The organism is Methylobacterium sp. Leaf361, assembly GCF_001424445.1.
GTDB lineage: Bacteria > Pseudomonadota > Alphaproteobacteria > Rhizobiales > Beijerinckiaceae > Methylobacterium.
On the sequence record NZ_LMPY01000008.1, the window covers coordinates 1 to 16,048 of the forward strand.

Consider the following 16,048-nt stretch of genomic DNA (forward strand, 5'->3'; position numbering starts at 1 on the left):
AGGATCGCGTCAGGGATGCGGGGTGCTTTGCGTCAGGATCGCGTCAGGGATGCGGGGTGCTTTGCGTCGTGCCATCGGGAACCTCCTTCGGGTCCACTATGGCCGCCCCCACACGAAATTCCTGACAGTCCCGCGAGGTTCAGGTCCCGCTGTCGCCGGCGCTGGCGTCGTCGCTATCGTCGAGCAGCCAGTCCGGTATCCCGGGAAGCACTTCCCCGGCGACCTCACCGGCGGTCTTCAGGGCCCGCTCCACTTTCGCTTCCGAGTACTCGCCGCGGACCTCGGCGAACAGCTCGCGCGCCAGACGGTCCAGCTCCTCGTCCGAGAGCGTCTGGTCCGGCTCGTCCCTCATGCGTGCCCCCCCAGCTTCGGCCGTCCTGCGCCACCGATCCCGTCACGGGGCGGGGGAGCGTCCGGTGTCACCACCCGTGAGCCGATACGCAACGCGGCCCGCCATCACGGTGCCTGGGCCCGGTTAGGGGATCGTCACCGGCGGGGAACCGAAGATGTCCCAGGCTGACGCTGACGCCGCCGATCCTTCCGTCGCGGTGATCGGCCACCCGCCTCAGTCCACGCCGCAGGCGAGGAGATCGCGCCTGCGCTGCTCGGACGTCTCTCGGGCCTCGTCCTGCCAGCTGGCCTCTGGCGGGTCTCGGTCGGCCTTCACCGGTCGCTCGCCAGGCAGGTACAGACTGCGGGGATCACCGGGCAACGCGCCCGTCGTCTCGGGGTCCCGGTCGCAATCCCGAGCCGGCTGATCGGCCAGGGCGAGCGCGGGACCCGCGCACACGACGATGGCCACGGCGAACGCGAGCAACTTTCTCATGGGGGTCCCGATGGGCCAGGCCCGGCGCATGTACCGTGTCGCCGGTAGGGCCGGAGGGCTTAACGGCGGTTCGCGATGGTCGCCACACCCGTGTCGGCACGGCAGACATGCGTGACCGTCGCCGCAGATCGATCAGCGCCCGGGGACGATTTCCGCGTCGCTGGCACCGAGCCCCGGCGGCCGGGCGTGGTGTCTGGACTGCCGCGTGCCCGTCACTCCGCTCGCGGCCGCGCCGGTCAAGGCTCGAACCGACGAGCCCCCACTGTGCCCCCACTGCGCCCCCACTTCGCCCCCGCGCGGACGTGAATGGCCGAATCCGCCCTGTCGGAACGGTCAGGCCTGCCGCATCTCCGTGTCGCTGCCGGACGGCAGAAGCTCGGACCGGCGCGCGTGAGCGACGCCGCCCAGCAGGAGGAGAAGCATGAGGGCGGGAAGCGGCATCAGAACGGGGTCGCCCGCGAGGAGATGGCTGCCGACCGCGCCGGCCATGAGCACGGCGAGAAGACCGGCGCCGAGGGCGACGCAACCGGGCGTCCAGAGGAGCACCGCGCCGAGGAGTTGCAGGGCGCCGACCACGTCCATGAACCACAGCGGGTAGCCGAAGCGGACGAAGCCCTCGACCTCGAACGGCACAGCGGCGAACTTCATGACGGCAGCCACCAGGAACACCGCGGTCAACAGGCCTCGCAGCGCCACGCTGCCGACACTCCGCCTATCCCGAACCCGAGCCATCCCCACACCCCTCCCTGCAGGCATCACTCTCGGCGGATCAGACGAAGTGCGTCGGCAGCGCCGCGGTCAGGGCGAGCTGGAGGACGGCGAGCGCCAAGCCAGTCAGCATCGACCAAGCCACGATGTGGTCGGTGACGGTCATGCCCTTGGTCATCATCTTGGTGGCCATCGGTGGTTGCCTCATCCGTGCAGCCGTGGATCGGCTGTCCCAGGACGGTCATATGGCCAAGCTGGATTGCGCCGTTATTGCTTCGATTATTGCGTTGGATTGCACCAAATCAGTTGAGACGCCGTTCTCGGTGAGCGATCCACAGCGCCACGCGCGATCGCCGGCACGCCTCCGGGATGCGCCGCGACGCCATGGCCGCGCGGCGACCGACCGCCGCCGGCCACATCGTCGGCTACATGCCGGGGTGAGGCCGTCCTCGCCCACGCCGGCCCGGAGCGCCGTCAGTTTGCCGCCGTCCCGCTCGGCGGTGACGAAGACCTTCGCGTCGGGAGGGATCGCCGACGGATCGACTAGCTCATAGGCGACGATCGGTGTCTCAGGCGACACCGCCACGGTCTCCGACGCGCCGCCCCCGTAAGCCTCCGCGGCGGGGACCCGACAACCCGGGAAGACGGGCGCGGCGCTCGGCGACGCCTGGGGTCCAGCCCGCCCGTCCGCGGGCGCGACGACGGTGCTACCGGGAGGACGCTGCCGATTCAGGCGTCCGCGTCGGCGCGTCCGTCCCACGCGTCGAGGCGCGACGGCGCCATCGGTGCCGCGGCGGCGATCCCGAGCCGGGTCGCGGCAGCCACAGCGGCGATGATTAGGCCGATGAAGAGCAATGGTTCGAGCATGGCCGTGCCCTCAGCTATGGGCCCGCGCGGCGAGATGGCGGCGCGCCGAACGGTGGCGGGCACGCGCATTGTGCTGCCGCCGCATCTGTTCCTGGAGGATCTCGTCTTCGTGCTGAGGGAAAACTGTGATCGCGGTCGATTGCGCGACACGCAGACCGTCCTCACGCTGCGGATAGATTGGTTTCATGACCGCTCCCCCGTATTACCTACGTAGAAGCTTAACCGTTCTTTAACCGATTGCAACCCGGTGGCAGGGTCGGGTTCCGACGGCGCCGGCGCGCTGGAGATCCTTCTCCCTCGGGTAGTCCGCCCTGATCGCCGCGGCGACGCGCCTTCCCTCACCAGCTCCGGGCACCGGCCGCACTTCCGGCCCAACGGCTCCGGTCCCGGCAGACCCCCCGATCTCAGAGGCCGGGCGGCTGCTGATCCGGGCCGGGGAACTACCTCAGGCACGGTTGCCGCCTATGTCATCTGACCGGGAGCCGCCGTCGGACTGACTTTGATCGTGGAGGACGCAACGATGCCGCCCAAGCTGACCAAGACCATCATCGGAGCCGTTATCGCCGTCGCGCTCGCCGCTGCAGTCTCCTACGGAGTCATCAGCCAGCAGACGGCCGACAAGATCCAGACTCAGGCGAACCAGACCCTGCAGAACGATCAGGCTCCGGCCAGCACCGGTCAGCAGCCGCCGCCTCCGCCTCAGAACTCGATCCCGCAGGCACCCGCACAGCCGGGGGCGTCGCCGCAGAATCCCGCGCCGGCACCGCGTCAGTGAGCGAATCCGGGCGCGTCGATGGTGGGTCCGCGACGTCGAGCACGCCCCGGGATCGGCCCGGGTCACTGGCATCGGGGTCGACGGCACATCCTCCCCTGTCGGCGATGACCTGAAGCCGCGGCAACGAGATCGCGGCCCTGTTCGAGCAGAATACTTCGGAGATACGGCGGTCATCGCGGAGGTGCCCTTGGCAAAACCGTTTGCCACGCTGCTCGCAGCAGCCGTCTCTGTTCTGTCAGATCTGCCGGCGCGATCTCAGGTCGCGCCCGTCAACAACTGGGCTGAGTTCCGCGAGGCGATGGCGGCGTGCTGGACGGTGCCGCCCGGCACGGAGGGATCCCTGATTGCCTACCGGTTCGGCCTCGACAAGACGGGTGTCATCCGGGGCAAGCCGCTCATCACCGCGCGGCGACTGGTCGGCGACCAGGACGCGCACCGTCGCTACGAGGAGGCGGCATCCGCTGTGCTGGCACGCTGCTTCCCGCTCAAGGTAACACGGGCGTTCGGCGCGATCCTCGGCGAGAGCCCGATCTATCTGCGGTTGGTCAACACGAAGCCGACGGCCGCCTACCAGATCAACAGCAACGTGACGATCTTCGCGCCTCGCTAGGCTGCCCCTCGCGGATGCTCGCCTTGCCCGCCCGGGGGCCTCCCGAGACCGGCTGACAGGCGGTCCGGGAACGCAATGCCTTCGCGGGCAGCGCGCTCGACGGCCCGTTCCATCTGTGTTTGCTGACACGGCTGGCCAGGAGAACGAGCCGCGCGGGAGGGGGGACCATGCGGACCGGTTGGATTCTTGCCGGCGCGCTCGGCTGCGCGCTCGGCGTCACGCCGGCACAGGCGCGGATCACTCAGATCGAGGTCGTCACCGTCGAGCCGTTCGCCGACGGCGCTGAATTCGGACCTGCCGGCGCGTACGAGCGGGTCATCGGTGCCGCCCGCGGCGAGCTCGATCCGGCAGATCCGGCCAATGCCGGCATCGTCGACATCGCGCTGGCGCCGCGCAACGCGCGCGGCATGGTCGAATACAGGACCGACCTGTTCATCCTGCGCCCGAAGGACCCCGCCCGCGGCAGCGGTACGCTGCTGTTCGAGGTGCTGAATCGCGGCCGCAAGTTCCTCTTCAACTGGGTGCTGGACGCGCCGGCCCAAGGGGCCCAGGCCGTCAACGATCCGCGCAACGCCGTCGACGCCGGAACCGGCCTCGTCCTGCGTCGCGGCGATACGATCGTCTGGTCGGGCTGGGAGGCGGACGCGCTGCGCCAGCAGGGCGGCATGGCCATCGACGTGCCGGTCGCCTCCAGGAACGGCAAGCCGATCGTGGAGATCGTGCGCGACGAACTCGTGAGCGCGACGCGCGGGCCGCCAGAGGCGCCCTTCTATCTCACCTTCAAGGCGGCCAGCCAGGACAAGGCCGGCACGCAGCTGACCGTGCGCCGCCGGGAGGCCGACCCGCCTCGGCCGGTTCCGGAGGAGGCGTGGCACTACGCGACGCCGCGGCAACTCGAGCTCCTGCCCAAGGGAACGAAGCCGCTGCCGGGCTCGATCTACCAGTTCACCTACCGCGCCACCGAGCCGAAGGTGCTCGGCATCGGCTTCGCCGCGACGCGCGACGTGGTCGCCTACCTGCGCGGCGATGCCGCCGGTGGCGCCAACCCGGCGGGCGGAGCGATCCGGCACGCGGTCGCGCTCGGCATCTCCCAGAGCGGGCGGTACCTGCGCGACTTCATCGCCCAGGGCTTCAATCGCGACGAGGCCGGGCGCCGGGTCTTCGACGGCGTGCTGTCGCACATCGCGGGGATCGGCGGCGTCTTCCTGAACGCGCGCTTCGGCCAACCGTCCCGCACCAACACGCAGCACGAGGACCATCTCTATCCGGAGAATGCCTTCCCGTTCTCCGCGGCGGCTCAGCACGACCCGGTGACGGGACGGACCGGCGCGCTGCTGCGCGACGACGGCTTCGACCCGTTGCTGATCGAGGTGAACACCGGCACCGAGTACTGGCAGAAGGGTGCCTCGCTGCTGGCGACGGATCCCCTGGGCCGCACCGACCTGGCCTTGCCCGACACGACACGCGTCTACTTGGTCTCGAGCGGCTTCCACTACGGGCGCGCCGGACTGACCTCGAGCAGAGGCCCCTGCGCCAACATGCGCAGCACCCTCAATCCGGCGCCTGCCCTCCGGGCGCTTCTCGTCGCACTCGAGGACTGGGTGACGCTCGGCACGCCCCCGCCCGACAGCCGGATCCCGCGCCTGTCGGACGGCACGCTGGTGGAGCCGGCCGAAGCCGGCTATCCCTTCATCGTCGGTGTGCCGGTCCCGACCGCCCCGAACACGATCGCCCGCTTCAGCACCTACGTCGATCCCAAGCCCGAGAGCGGGCCGCAGTACCGGCCGCTCGTGCCCCGCGTCGACGCGGATGGCAACGACGTGGCAGGCATTCGCCTGCCGGCCGTCGCCGCACCGCGCGCGACCTTCACGGGCTGGAATCTCTACGCCGATCCCTTCCCGGCGGGGGCCCTCTGCGACCGGGAGGGGAGCCAGCTTCCGTTCGCCCGGACCCGGGCGGAGCGGGAGGCCAACGGGGATCCGCGGCCCTCGCTGGAGGAGCGCTACCCGGATCCGAATGCCTACCTGGCTGCCGTGACCAAGTCCGTGGACGCGCTGGTTCGGGATCGCCTGCTCCTGCGCGAGGACGGCGACCGCCTTGTCCAGGCGGCGCGGCAGGAGTCCGCGCCATGACCGCTCCGGATTCGGTCGTGCCGCCGGCGTAGACATGCGTCGGGCGGACCTTGTCCCTCAGGGAGACGTCTCGGACAGTCGACGGTCTTCCAGGGCGGCGTAGACCATGGTGCGGGTCAGCGTGCGGTAGTGCTGGCGCTGGTCGGCCGAGGAGGTCTGCATCATCAGGAGCGCGAAGAACCCCTCTACAGGGTCAACCCAGAAGTATGTGCCTCCGACGCCGCTCCAGAACCAGTCGCCGACATTGCCGGGGAACGGCGCCTCGCCCGCCGCGAGGCGGACCGCCACGCCCAGCCCGAAGCCGTAGCCCGGCCCCGGCGGATAGTAGGCGGCCTTCGCGATCGCCGCCCCGAGATGATCCGAGGTCATGAGCCGCACGCTGGCCGGCGCCAGGACGCGCGCGCCGTCGAGACTGCCGCCGGCGAGAAGCATGCGCAGGAAGCGGGCGCAGTCCGCCGTGCTCGATACGAGGCCGCCATTGCCCCTCTGGCCGCGCCGCGGCTGCGCCGGATCGTGAAAGACAGGGCGCTGCCCCGGTGCTTGCGGCAGCGGCTGCGCGACGCGTGATCCCATCGCGGCCGATGTCTGGAACAGCGTGTCGGCCATGCCGAGCGGCTCGAGCACGGTCGCGTCGAGGACCCGCTGCAGATCCGCGCCGCCCGAGATCTCCAGGACGCGGCCGAGCACGTCGGTGGCGTGCGAGTAGTGCCACACCGTGCCGGGCTCGTGCTCCAGCGGCAGGCGGGCGATCCGGTCGGCGAACGCCGCGTTGTCGAGATCCTCGGCGAGCAGGCCGTCGGCCGCGTAGGCGCGCCGCGCCGGCCCGTCGCCGAGATAGCCGTAGGCGATCCCGGCGGTGTGGCGCAGGAGATCCTGAACGGTCGGCCCGGCCCTGGCGGGCCTGAGGCCGCCGTCCGGATCGAGCACCGACAGGTGCTCGAAGGCGGGAATGAACGCCGCCACGGGCTGATCGAGGCGCAGGGCGCCGCGCTCGGCGAGCACCATGGTAGCGGCGGAGACGACGACCTTGGTCATGGAGTAGATGCGCCAGAGCGCGTCGGGCCCGAGGGGCGCGCGCGCGACGCGGTCGCGGTAGCCGACGGTGCGTCGCCAGATCGCCCCGTCCGCGCCGCCGACGAGCATGTCGGCCCCGGCGATCGCGCCGCTGTCGACATCGGCCGTCAGGCGGTCGCCGAGGCGGTCGAGGTGGCGGGAGGAGAAGGCTGGCGCAGTCCGCATGGCACCGATGTAGCGCGCGCCACCACGCCCGCATCGCCGCGGCCGCGAAAGGCCGGACGGCGACGCGCATCGGCTCCGGTGTCCTCGGGGCGCCGCGCGCCGGGGCGACGGTTTGGCCCGGCGAAGGATGGCGCGCCACGTACGGACCGGGCGCGGCTCTAAGCCTCTGTTTCGACGCGCTCTCTTGCGCCGAACCGGTATCCACTTCGGTGGAGAGCGCTCTAGGCCGGCCTGACGTCGTAGAATTGCGGGAAGCCGTTACGCACGCCCGTCAGGCCCCGATAGGCCGTCGCCTCGTAATAGGCGCCGAGCGGCAGGTACGGCACGTCGATGAAGAACTGTCGCTGGATCTCGGCGCAGATCGCCTTCTGCGCCGCAGAATCGGGCGCGGTGAACCACGCGGCGCGCAGCTCCTCGAGACGGGGCGCGCGGGGCCATCCGAACCAGGCCTGATCGCCGTTGCCGCGGATGCCGAGCTGGCCGGCGGGATCGAAGTTGTTGGTGCCGTTCAGGTAGGTGACGAAGGTGCTCCAGCCGCCCTTGTCCGGGGGCTGGCGGCTCGCCCGGCGCTGCACCAGGGTCCCCCAGTCCATCGCGACGAGGTCCACGGCGAGCCCGCATTTCTGGAAGGCTTCGGCCGCGACGAGGGCCAGGGGATGGGTGGCCGGGTAATCGGTCGGGTCGAGCATGACGACGCGCTCGCCCCGGTAGCCGGCCTCCGCCAGGGCGCGCCTGACCGCGGCGTAGTCGCGGGGGCCGACCAGCCCGTCGGTGCCCGCGCGCGTCGCCATCGGCGCCTCGGGGCTGAAGACGCCGACATGGTCCTTCCACAGGGCGCGCTCGTCGCCCGCGACCGCGCTCATGAACTCGGTCTGGTCGATGGCGCCGAGCAGCGCCCGGCGGATCGCGGGATTGTCGAAGGGCGGATGCAGGTGGTTGAAGCGCAGGCAGCCGATGCCGCCGGCCGGATCGAGCACCTCCAGCCGGATCCCCGATCTGCTCCTGAGCAGCGCCTGCAGATCCGGCGTCGGGTTCTGCCACCAGTCGACCTCGCCGGCCGCCAGCGCGCTCGCGGCGGTGGAGGCGTCGGGCACGATCCGCCACTCGATCCGCTCGAAATGGGCCCGCTTCGGTCCGGCGGTGAAGCTCGCCGCGCCGTCCGGGCGGGGCACGTAGCCGTCGAAGCGCTCGTAGACGGTGAGCGCCCCCGGGACGCGCTCGTCCGCCTTGAAGCGGAACGGGCCCGAGCCGACCATCTCGGTGACCTGCGTGTTCGGGTCGGTCTTCGCCAGGCGCTCCGGCATGATGCAGGGCATCGAGGTACCGGTCTTGCCCAGAGCCGCGGGCAGCAGCGGGAACGGCCGCTTGAGGCGGAACTGCACGACGCGGTCGGAGGTCGCCGCGAGTTCGTCGGTGGCGTCGATCAGCGCCCGGCCGAAGGCGTCGCGGGCGGCGAAGCGGCGCACGCTCGCCACCGCGTCGCGCGCCAGCACCGGCGCGCCGTCGTGGAAGCGCAGGCCCTCGCGCAGGGTCAGGCGCCAGAGGCGGCCATCCGCCTCGACGGCGTGGCCCTCGACCATCTGCGGCTGGAACTCGTAGCCCGCGGTCTGGCCGTAGAGGGTGTCGAAGACGAGGTAGCCGTGGTTGCGCGTCACGGTCGCCGTCGTCCAGATCGGGTCGATCACCGCGACGTCGCTTTCCGGGATGAAGCGCAGGACCTTGGCGGGCTGCGCGACGGCGGGCCGCGCGACCGCGGCGGCGGCCAGGGCGGCGAGGACCTCGCGGCGCCTCATCGGCGAGCGCTCGTGCTGGATGCCATCGGAGACCGTGCGCCCGTCACCCTCGTCGCGTCGCATGGTGCCCTCGGAGAGGCAGCGAGGCAAACGCGGGGCCGCGCCCCGGCGCGCGCGGCCGCTGCCCGGGGCACAGAGGCGGGGCAACTCGCGCCGCGAGCCCCCTGCACGACCCCGCATCCGCCGGGCCGGAGCCTCCGTCCCGGCGCCTCGGGCCCTAGCGCTCGCGGTCGGCCCCGGAATCGGCCTGTTCGGGCGCGGTCATCTCCGGCGTCAGCAGACCGAGTTCGATCAGAAAGGCCGAAGTCGGTTCCAAGTAGACGCCGATCTGGATCGCATCCGGGTCCGAATGCGGCGTCACATAGGTGCGCCTCTCGTACAGCTCGGACTCGCCGCTCGCCAACAGGTCCAGCAACGCGCACCGGCGCATCCAAGAGATGATCCCGCGCGCGTAGGCGTCTTCGACCAGCTTGAATCCGCCGATCACGGCCTGTTCGAAATCGGGATCCGTTCGGATCACGACTCTGCGGGGTGTTTCCTGCATGTGTGTCCTGCGACGCTCTCGGATCGCGGCCAGCCGGCTCATGCTGATCTTGCGGCCGGCCGCCGAGGCTGACCCAGACTCGGACCAGTCCTGTCCAGGCGCAGAGCCCGCGCGGGCGTTTCCGTCGCCATCATTTGTGGTGCTCGGGGCTCGACCGAAGGACGTAGCACCCTGTCGCGGGCCGCCGCGCCCGCGGCTGAGGCCCCGCGGTCACATCGCTGCGCCGTGTCGTTCGATGTGCCGCACGCCTGCACGATCGCCGCGGGCCGCCGGAGGGGCCGTTCGGTCGGGCGCTCCCCGAGCCGGCCGCGGTCCTAGCCGGCGGCCACGGCGATCCCGTCGCTCCGGCAACGCCGCCGACGCGGGTGCTCCGGAACACGCCGGGCCTGAAAGCTTGAGCCTACATCGGGATCACACCGCGACGACAGTCGCGAGCCCGATGGAGACGACGATGACCTGGACGAACCGCATCACCGTAGCCGCGACCCTCATCGGCGGCGCGATCGCGCTGGTGACTTACGCGCAGGCCCTGAGTCTGCCGACGCACTTCGCCTGAGCCCGCCTGCCGGGGGAGCGCCCCGCGCCGCTCCTCCGACGCCGTCGTGACGGCCATCGTCGCGTTGAGACTTATCGCGCAGCCCACGATCGTGCCGCCTCGCTTCTCCGAGGGGCGCCTGGCGGACCGCTGAGCCGCTCCGGGCCGCGCCGTCGGCGCGCGGTTCTCGGCAGGATCGGCCACGATCGCCCAGGATCGGGCGCCGGATCGCGTCGGCGCGGACGCGCCCGCCCCGCTTGCCGGGCCCGCCCTTTCGGCGTTTCAAGGCCGTGACCCCTGGACGTGGCCCGGCCGGCGATGGAACTGAAGTGGATCGAGGACTTCCTCAGCCTCGCCGAGACCCGTAGCTTCTCACGCTCGGCCGAGGCGCGGCACGTCACGCAATCGGCGTTCAGCCGCCGCATCCGCTCCCTGGAGGTCTGGCTCGGCACGGCCTTGCTCGACCGCAGCACCTACCCGATCACCCTCACGGCGGACGGGCGCCACTTCCTCGAGACCGCCGAGGAGGTGGTGCGCCTCCTCACCCTCAGCCGCGCCGATTTCCGCAACCGCAGCGAGCGGTCGAGCCTGCCCGTCGTCGCCATCACGGCCCTGCATTCGCTCTGCCTCTCCTTCCTGCCGCGCTGGCTCGGCACGCTCCGGGGCGAGCTCGGCGCGATGAGCAGCCGCGTGCTGCCGGAGAACTTCAACATCTGCCTCCAGGCCCTGGTCGAGGGCGGCTACGACCTCATGCTGACCTATCACCATCCTGGCATCCCGATCCCGCTCGGGCCCGATCGCTTTCCCTGCCTCGTCGTCGGCCAGGACAGCCTCGTGGCCGTGGCGGCGCCGGCGGATCTCCCCCGCGACCGGGAAGGCCGCCTGCCGCTCCTGCAATATTCCCGCGGCTCCTTCCTGGGCCGGCTCGCCGCCATCGCCCAGGCCCGGGAGGGCGCGCCCGCGACCTATCCGGTCCACACGAACGAGAACTCGATGGCCGAGGCCCTGCGGTCGATGGCGCTCGCGGGACACGGGGTCGCGTGGCTGCCGAGGAGCCTCGTGGCCGGCGAGATCGCGGCGGGCGCGCTCGCCATCGTCAGCCCCGAGATGTCGATGGAGATCCGGCTGTACCGCAGCGCGGAGCGGGCCCGGCCGTTCCTGGAGGCCGTCTGGTCGGCCGCCGCCGCGGATTCGAAGAACTATTCCGGTTCGGAATAGTTCTGGTCGCAACTAGCATTGGCGGCCCGCCGGCACCGGGACTATCAGACGCCGGCCGGTCAGGCGCGGCCGCCCGTGAGGGCGGGGCGACTGGCGGCGACCCTTCATCGCGCACTGTCGAGAGCGTCGACGCCCCCTCACGCGGGCCGGTCGCTCACGCGCAATCGTCCGCCCACCCGTCCTGCCCTACGGCGCGCCGGATCGCTTCCGCGCGCGAGGAGAGAGCCGTGTCCGAGATCGCTTCCGCCGCCCCGACCCGCACCGAGCACGACCTCCTGGGCGACCGCGAGGTTCCGCAGGCGGCCTACTGGGGCATCCATACCCTGCGCGCGGTCGAGAACTTCCCGATCACCGGCACCACGCTGGCCACCTGCCCGGACCTGATCCGGGCGCTCGCGGCGATCAAGCAGGCGGCGGCGCTCGCCAACCGGGAACTCGGCCTGCTCGACGCGGCGCGCTGCGACGCGATCGTGGCGGCCTGCGAGGAGATCCGGGCCGGCGGCCTGCACGATCAGTTCGTGGTCGATCTCATCCAGGGCGGGGCCGGGACCTCGACCAACATGAACGCCAACGAGGTCGTGGCCAACCGCGCGCTCGAACTGCTCGGCCACGCCCGCGGCGCCTACGGGCAGCTGCACCCGAACGAGCACGTCAACATGGGCCAGAGCACCAACGACGTGTACCCGACGGCCCTCAAGATCGCCGGCATCGGCGCGATCCGTCGGCTCGTCGCCGCGATGGCGTCGCTGCGCGGCAGCTTCGAGGCCAAGGCCGCCGAGTTCTCGGACGTGCTCAAGATGGGCCGCACCCAGCTGCAGGACGCGGTGCCCATGACGCTCGGCCAGGAATTCGGCACCTACGCGCGCATGCTCGGCGAGGACGAGGCCCGGCTGGGCGAGGCCGAGCTGCTGATCCGCGAGATCAACATGGGCGCCACCGCGATCGGGACCGGCATCACCGCGCATCCCCTCTACGCGGCCGCGGTCCGCGCGCGGCTGTCCGAGATCACCGGCATCCCGCTCGTCACGGCCGAGGATCTGGTCGAGGCAACCCAGGATTGCGGCGCCTTCGTGCAGGTGTCCGGCGTCCTCAAGCGGGTGGCCGTGAAGCTGTCCAAGACCTGCAACGACCTGCGCCTGCTCTCCAGCGGTCCGCGCGCGGGCTTCGGCGAGATCAACCTGCCGGCCCGGCAGGCCGGCTCCTCGATCATGCCCGGCAAGGTCAATCCGGTGATCCCCGAGGTGGTGAACCAAGTGGCGTTCGAGGTGATCGGCAACGACGTGACGATCAGCTTCGCGGCCGAGGCCGGCCAGCTGCAGCTCAACGCCTTCGAGCCCGTGATCGCCTACAGCCTGTTCCGCAGCTTCGCGCATCTCGAAGCCGCCTGCCGCACGCTCGATCTCCACTGCGTGCGGGGCATTACCGCCAACCGCGAACGGCTGCGCGCCAGCGTCGAGCACTCGATCGGGATCGTGACCGCGCTCAACCCCTATATCGGCTACCGCAACGCGACGGCCGTCGCCATGGAGGCGCACGCGACCGGTCGCGGCGTCTACGACCTCGTGCTCGAGAAGGGGCTGATGGCCCGCGCGCAGCTCGACGCGGTCCTCCGGCCCGAGCGGCTGACCCGCCCGCAAGCCCCCGATCCGGTCATCGCCCGGGCCGTCGCCGGGGCCTGATCCAGAATCCGGGATCCGCGCCCGCGACGCCAGCGGTCGGATCCTGCACGCCGAACAACACGATCCCATGGGAGGACAACGGATGACGCACGCCGATACGGACCCGGATTCCACGACATCGCGCTCGGGCCGGCTCACGCTCTATACTGGGCTCGGGCTGGCACTCGGCATCCTCGTCGGCGCCGTCCTGCACGGACTGGCGGCCGGACCCGACGAGGCCAAGGCGTTCGCGGCGCACTTCACCCTCGCGACCGACATCTTCCTGCGTCTGATCAAGATGATCATCGCGCCGCTCGTGTTCGCCACCATCGTGGCCGGCATCGCGAGCTTCGGCGACGCCCGCTCGGTCGGCCGGGTCGCCGCGCTGGCCATGGGCTGGTTCGTCACCGCCTCGGTCGTCTCGCTCACCCTCGGGCTCCTGACCGCGAACCTGTTCCAGCCGGGCGCGGGCCTGGGCCTGCCGCTGCCCGACGCGGGGGCGCAGACCGGCCTGAAGGCCGCCTCGCTGAACCTGCGCGACTTCCTGGTCCACGTCTTCCCGACCAGCATCGTCTCGGCCATGGCCGGCAACGAGGTGCTGCAGATCCTGGTCTTCTCGATCTTCTTCGGCTTCGGTCTCAGCACGATCGACCGGCGCTACAGCGAGCCGATGGTGCAGCTTCTCGACGGCCTCGCCCGCGTGATGTTCAGGGTCACCGACACGGTGATGCGGCTCGCGCCGATCGCCGTCTTCGCGGCCATCGCGGCGGTCGTCACCGTCCAAGGGCTCGGCGTCCTTCTCGATTACGGCAAGTTCATCGCCAGCTTCTACGCGGGCCTGTCCCTGCTCTGGCTGCTGCTGATCGGTGCCGGCTGGGCCGTGCTGGGCCGGCGCGTGGTGGAGCTGCTGCGCCTGCTGCGCGCCCCGATGATCCTCGCCTTCTCGACGGCGAGCAGCGAGGCCGCCTTCCCGCGCACCGTCGAGGTGCTGGAGCGCTTCGGGGTGCGCCCGCGCGTGACGGGGTTCGTGCTGCCGCTCGGGTACTCGTTCAACCTCGACGGCTCGATGATGTACCAGGCCATGGCCGCCCTGTTCATCGCCCAGGCGTTCGGGATTCACATGGGCTTCGGCGAGCAGCTGACGATGCTGCTCGTCATGATGGTGACGAGCAAGGGCATCGCCGGCGTGCCGCGGGCCTCGTTGGTCGTGGTGGCCGCCACCGTGCCGATGTTCGGTCTCCCGGCCGCCGGCATCCTGCTGATCATGGGCATCGACCAGATCCTCGACATGGGGCGCACCGTCACGAACGTCCTCGGTAACGGGCTCGCCACCGCGGCGGTCGCCAAGTGGCGGGGTGAGATCGCGGGCGGCGTCCGGGAGGTGAGCGCGGAGCCCGCGGGGCCGCGCCTCGACCTCGCCGCGCGGCCCGCGGCCGGCGCCGCCCGCGCTTGACGGGGCCGCCGTGGCCCGCTCGATGGCGGACGGGATCGCGCCGCTCGCCGCTGTCACGGACCGCTCCGGGCTCTGAGAGGCGACCGCGCCCGGGCACCGCTCCGGGCGGGGGGGCGCGGCGGCAGGGGCCGTGCCGGCCGGGTCCGGTCTGTCAGGTTCCGACCCGGAGCGGGGCTGTGAGCTTGCGCAGGTAGGCGACGACCGACAGGGCCGTGATGCGGCCCGTGCGGGGGTTCTCGTCGGTCGGGACGTTCTCGATCGTCATCGCGAAGCGCGCGGCGTCGGCCTCCACCTCGATGCGGTGCGTGTTGCGCTCCAGGCCGGGGTCGGCCCAGATCTCGAGCTCGGTCCGGTCGGGACCGATGCCGGCCAGCGAGAGCGCGACCGCGACGTTGAGATTCGCCGGGAAGCCGCGGGCCGCCTCGCGGGGGCTGCCGGCAAAGATGCGCATCGGCTCGGTGATGCCGCCGATCTCGATGCCGTTCTCCGCGAGGTAGGGCGCGCCGACGAGGCCGCGCACGGGCTTGCGGGTGATCATCCGCACCGTGCGGATGGTGCCCTCCGCGGCGGCCGTCACGGCGTCGAGGCCGAGCAGCGCGCCGGTCGGGACGACGATCTGACCGCCGTGGGCGCGGGCCGTCGCCACGAGGTCCTCGTGATCGAGGAGCGCGCCGCAGCTCAGCACGATCGCGGTCTTCCCCGCCGCCACGAAGGGCCGCACGATCGCCGGGAGATGCTGGGACGGCGCGCATTCCAGCACGATGTCGGCCCGCGGCTCCAGGGCGTCGAACGCGGTGACGACCTCCGGCGGCTCCGCGAGCGCCGCGAGGGCGGCCCGGGCTCTGGCGGCATCGCGAACCGCGACGGCGGTCAGCCTCAGCCCCGATATGGCGCCCGCATCGAGCGCGCGCGCCACGGCCAGCCCGACGGTGCCGAGGCCGGCGATCGCGATGCGACCGCCGCGGATGGGCGACCTCGGGGCTTCCTGCAGCGGCATGTCGGGTATCCGTTCATCGGGGCCGGAGCGGCCGACCGCGCCAGCCCTCTGCATCGGCCATGCCGGGGGGGACGCGCCTCAGCCCTCGCCGCGGGCATCGCGCGGCCGGACCGCGTCGCCGCGCAGGGCGCGCGCGGTCCGCGCGACGTGTCCGACGCCGACGTCACGGTCGTCGATCCGGTCCAGGGCGCCATCGACGTCCCCCGCGACCCTGCCGCGCTGTTCCACGGCGCGCCGCTGCGCCGAGGCGAGGCGGTCCGCCTTCATCTCGAGGTGCCTCAGGCACGCGCACCGCAGGAGCGAGGCGAAATTGCGTGCCTCACCGTGGAGAGCGAGCACTTCGTCGTAGAGAAGCGTCACGAGGCGGGGAAGGGTCATGCCCTGAGCGGCGGCGATGTCCTCGAGCACGTTCCAGAACATCACCTCGATCCTGATCGAGGTCGAGTGTCCGCCGAGCCGGATGGAGCGGGTCTCGCCCTCGTAGTCGGCGGACGGCATCCCCGAGTACAGATTGCACATGCCCACCCCTGCGATCCGCGCCGCTCACCCGCGGCGACCGCCCGCGCTTCCCCGGGATGAGGAACAATAATGCAGCGCGCGCCCGTTTCCACCGCCTTCCGGGCTCTGGCATAACGCGCTCCGCGGATCGTCGCGGGCCCGCTCCGCAGTAGCATGATACTACCACCGCACGCT

At 71.4% G+C, this 16,048-nt stretch carries 16 protein-coding genes and 1 pseudogene; 6 read left to right on the forward strand and 11 right to left on the reverse strand.

Going from position 1 to position 16,048, the window contains the following annotated elements:
- Positions 1 to 139 precede the first annotated feature (139 nt).
- From ASG32_RS07470 to ASG32_RS33710, 6 genes are all read right to left on the reverse strand, one after another.
- The gene (locus ASG32_RS07470) at positions 140 to 352 is read right to left on the reverse strand and encodes a hypothetical protein (RefSeq protein WP_056524108.1); all 213 of its coding nucleotides are present in this window, start codon (positions 350 to 352) and stop codon (positions 140 to 142) included.
- Between the two features lie 213 nt (positions 353 to 565).
- Entirely contained in the window at positions 566 to 826 is a 261-nt protein-coding gene (locus tag ASG32_RS07475) for a hypothetical protein (RefSeq protein WP_056524291.1), read from the reverse strand.
- A 333-nt stretch (positions 827 to 1,159) separates the two neighbouring features.
- A complete protein-coding gene (locus ASG32_RS07480; RefSeq protein ID WP_056524111.1) occupies positions 1,160 to 1,558 on the reverse strand; it encodes a DoxX family protein in 399 nt (132 codons plus the stop codon).
- Positions 1,559 to 1,595: 37 nt separating this feature from the next.
- Positions 1,596 to 1,727 (reverse strand): hypothetical protein, encoded by a 132-nt coding sequence (locus ASG32_RS35570; protein ID WP_020095914.1) that lies wholly within the window; start codon positions 1,725 to 1,727, stop codon positions 1,596 to 1,598.
- Positions 1,728 to 2,263: 536 nt separating this feature from the next.
- Positions 2,264 to 2,401: a hypothetical protein gene (locus ASG32_RS07485; protein ID WP_157861912.1), complete on the reverse strand. Its 138-nt coding sequence runs from the start codon at positions 2,399 to 2,401 to the stop codon at positions 2,264 to 2,266.
- A 10-nt stretch (positions 2,402 to 2,411) separates the two neighbouring features.
- On the reverse strand, positions 2,412 to 2,588 hold the full coding sequence (locus ASG32_RS33710; protein WP_157861914.1) for a hypothetical protein: 177 nt from the start codon (positions 2,586 to 2,588) through the stop codon (positions 2,412 to 2,414).
- 333 nt (positions 2,589 to 2,921) lie between these two features.
- Here ASG32_RS33710 and ASG32_RS07490 point away from each other — a divergent pair, with 333 nt between their 5' ends.
- The 3 genes from ASG32_RS07490 to ASG32_RS07500 all read left to right on the forward strand — a co-directional run bounded on the left by ASG32_RS07490 (position 2,922) and on the right by ASG32_RS07500 (position 5,918).
- Positions 2,922 to 3,176, forward strand: a complete 255-nt coding sequence (locus ASG32_RS07490) for a hypothetical protein (RefSeq protein ID WP_026605357.1) — start codon at positions 2,922 to 2,924, stop codon at positions 3,174 to 3,176.
- A 187-nt stretch (positions 3,177 to 3,363) separates the two neighbouring features.
- Positions 3,364 to 3,786 (forward strand): hypothetical protein, encoded by a 423-nt coding sequence (locus ASG32_RS07495; RefSeq protein WP_244491840.1) that lies wholly within the window; start codon positions 3,364 to 3,366, stop codon positions 3,784 to 3,786.
- 167 nt (positions 3,787 to 3,953) lie between these two features.
- On the forward strand, positions 3,954 to 5,918 hold the full coding sequence (locus ASG32_RS07500) for an alpha/beta hydrolase domain-containing protein (protein ID WP_056524117.1): 1,965 nt from the start codon (positions 3,954 to 3,956) through the stop codon (positions 5,916 to 5,918).
- 57 nt (positions 5,919 to 5,975) lie between these two features.
- Here the strand turns inward: ASG32_RS07500 and ASG32_RS07505 are convergent, their stop codons facing one another.
- The 3 genes from ASG32_RS07505 to ASG32_RS07515 all read right to left on the reverse strand — a co-directional run bounded on the left by ASG32_RS07505 (position 5,976) and on the right by ASG32_RS07515 (position 9,536).
- The gene (locus ASG32_RS07505; RefSeq protein ID WP_056524120.1) at positions 5,976 to 7,157 is read right to left on the reverse strand and encodes a serine hydrolase domain-containing protein; all 1,182 of its coding nucleotides are present in this window, start codon (positions 7,155 to 7,157) and stop codon (positions 5,976 to 5,978) included.
- Positions 7,158 to 7,378: 221 nt separating this feature from the next.
- Positions 7,379 to 8,950 (reverse strand): ABC transporter substrate-binding protein, encoded by a 1,572-nt coding sequence (locus ASG32_RS07510; protein WP_056524301.1) that lies wholly within the window; start codon positions 8,948 to 8,950, stop codon positions 7,379 to 7,381.
- 217 nt (positions 8,951 to 9,167) lie between these two features.
- The gene (locus ASG32_RS07515; RefSeq protein ID WP_132368888.1) at positions 9,168 to 9,536 is read right to left on the reverse strand and encodes a hypothetical protein; all 369 of its coding nucleotides are present in this window, start codon (positions 9,534 to 9,536) and stop codon (positions 9,168 to 9,170) included.
- Positions 9,537 to 10,347: 811 nt separating this feature from the next.
- Here ASG32_RS07515 and ASG32_RS07520 point away from each other — a divergent pair.
- From ASG32_RS07520 to ASG32_RS07530, 3 genes are all read left to right on the forward strand, one after another.
- Positions 10,348 to 11,247, forward strand: coding sequence for a LysR substrate-binding domain-containing protein (locus ASG32_RS07520; RefSeq protein ID WP_020095923.1), 900 nt, complete (start codon positions 10,348 to 10,350; stop codon positions 11,245 to 11,247).
- 227 nt (positions 11,248 to 11,474) lie between these two features.
- Positions 11,475 to 12,926: an aspartate ammonia-lyase gene (aspA, locus tag ASG32_RS07525; RefSeq protein ID WP_020095924.1), complete on the forward strand. Its 1,452-nt coding sequence runs from the start codon at positions 11,475 to 11,477 to the stop codon at positions 12,924 to 12,926.
- Between the two features lie 82 nt (positions 12,927 to 13,008).
- Complete coding sequence (locus tag ASG32_RS07530) at positions 13,009 to 14,358, forward strand: dicarboxylate/amino acid:cation symporter (protein WP_056524126.1); 1,350 nt, start codon at positions 13,009 to 13,011, stop codon at positions 14,356 to 14,358.
- A 151-nt stretch (positions 14,359 to 14,509) separates the two neighbouring features.
- Here ASG32_RS07530 and ASG32_RS07535 read toward each other — a convergent pair whose 3' ends face one another.
- Together ASG32_RS07535 and ASG32_RS34930 are read right to left on the reverse strand one after the other, a co-directional pair.
- Positions 14,510 to 15,355 (reverse strand): aspartate dehydrogenase, encoded by an 846-nt coding sequence (locus ASG32_RS07535; RefSeq protein WP_056524129.1) that lies wholly within the window; start codon positions 15,353 to 15,355, stop codon positions 14,510 to 14,512.
- 279 nt (positions 15,356 to 15,634) lie between these two features.
- Positions 15,635 to 15,874 (reverse strand): annotated as a pseudogene (locus ASG32_RS34930) (ribbon-helix-helix domain-containing protein); the annotation flags it as partial.
- Between the last annotated feature and the right edge of the window lie 174 nt (positions 15,875 to 16,048).

Excerpts from the sequence above, each read along its gene's own strand:
- ASG32_RS07470 (WP_056524108.1), bottom strand. The coding sequence starts at position 352 with ATGAGGGACGAGCCGGACCAGACGCTCTCGGACGAGGAGCTGGACCGT.
- ASG32_RS07475 (WP_056524291.1), bottom strand. The coding sequence starts at position 826 with ATGAGAAAGTTGCTCGCGTTCGCCGTGGCCATCGTCGTGTGCGCGGGT.
- ASG32_RS07480 (WP_056524111.1), bottom strand. The coding sequence starts at position 1,558 with ATGGCTCGGGTTCGGGATAGGCGGAGTGTCGGCAGCGTGGCGCTGCGA.
- ASG32_RS35570 (WP_020095914.1), bottom strand. The coding sequence starts at position 1,727 with ATGGCCACCAAGATGATGACCAAGGGCATGACCGTCACCGACCACATC.
- ASG32_RS07485 (WP_157861912.1), bottom strand. The coding sequence starts at position 2,401 with ATGCTCGAACCATTGCTCTTCATCGGCCTAATCATCGCCGCTGTGGCT.
- ASG32_RS33710 (WP_157861914.1), bottom strand. The coding sequence starts at position 2,588 with ATGAAACCAATCTATCCGCAGCGTGAGGACGGTCTGCGTGTCGCGCAA.
- ASG32_RS07490 (WP_026605357.1), top strand. The coding sequence starts at position 2,922 with ATGCCGCCCAAGCTGACCAAGACCATCATCGGAGCCGTTATCGCCGTC.
- ASG32_RS07500 (WP_056524117.1), top strand. The coding sequence starts at position 3,954 with ATGCGGACCGGTTGGATTCTTGCCGGCGCGCTCGGCTGCGCGCTCGGC.
- ASG32_RS07505 (WP_056524120.1), bottom strand. The coding sequence starts at position 7,157 with ATGCGGACTGCGCCAGCCTTCTCCTCCCGCCACCTCGACCGCCTCGGC.
- ASG32_RS07510 (WP_056524301.1), bottom strand. The coding sequence starts at position 8,950 with ATGAGGCGCCGCGAGGTCCTCGCCGCCCTGGCCGCCGCCGCGGTCGCG.
- ASG32_RS07515 (WP_132368888.1), bottom strand. The coding sequence starts at position 9,536 with ATGAGCCGGCTGGCCGCGATCCGAGAGCGTCGCAGGACACACATGCAG.
- ASG32_RS07520 (WP_020095923.1), top strand. The coding sequence starts at position 10,348 with ATGGAACTGAAGTGGATCGAGGACTTCCTCAGCCTCGCCGAGACCCGT.
- ASG32_RS07530 (WP_056524126.1), top strand. The coding sequence starts at position 13,009 with ATGACGCACGCCGATACGGACCCGGATTCCACGACATCGCGCTCGGGC.
- ASG32_RS07535 (WP_056524129.1), bottom strand. The coding sequence starts at position 15,355 with ATGCCGCTGCAGGAAGCCCCGAGGTCGCCCATCCGCGGCGGTCGCATC.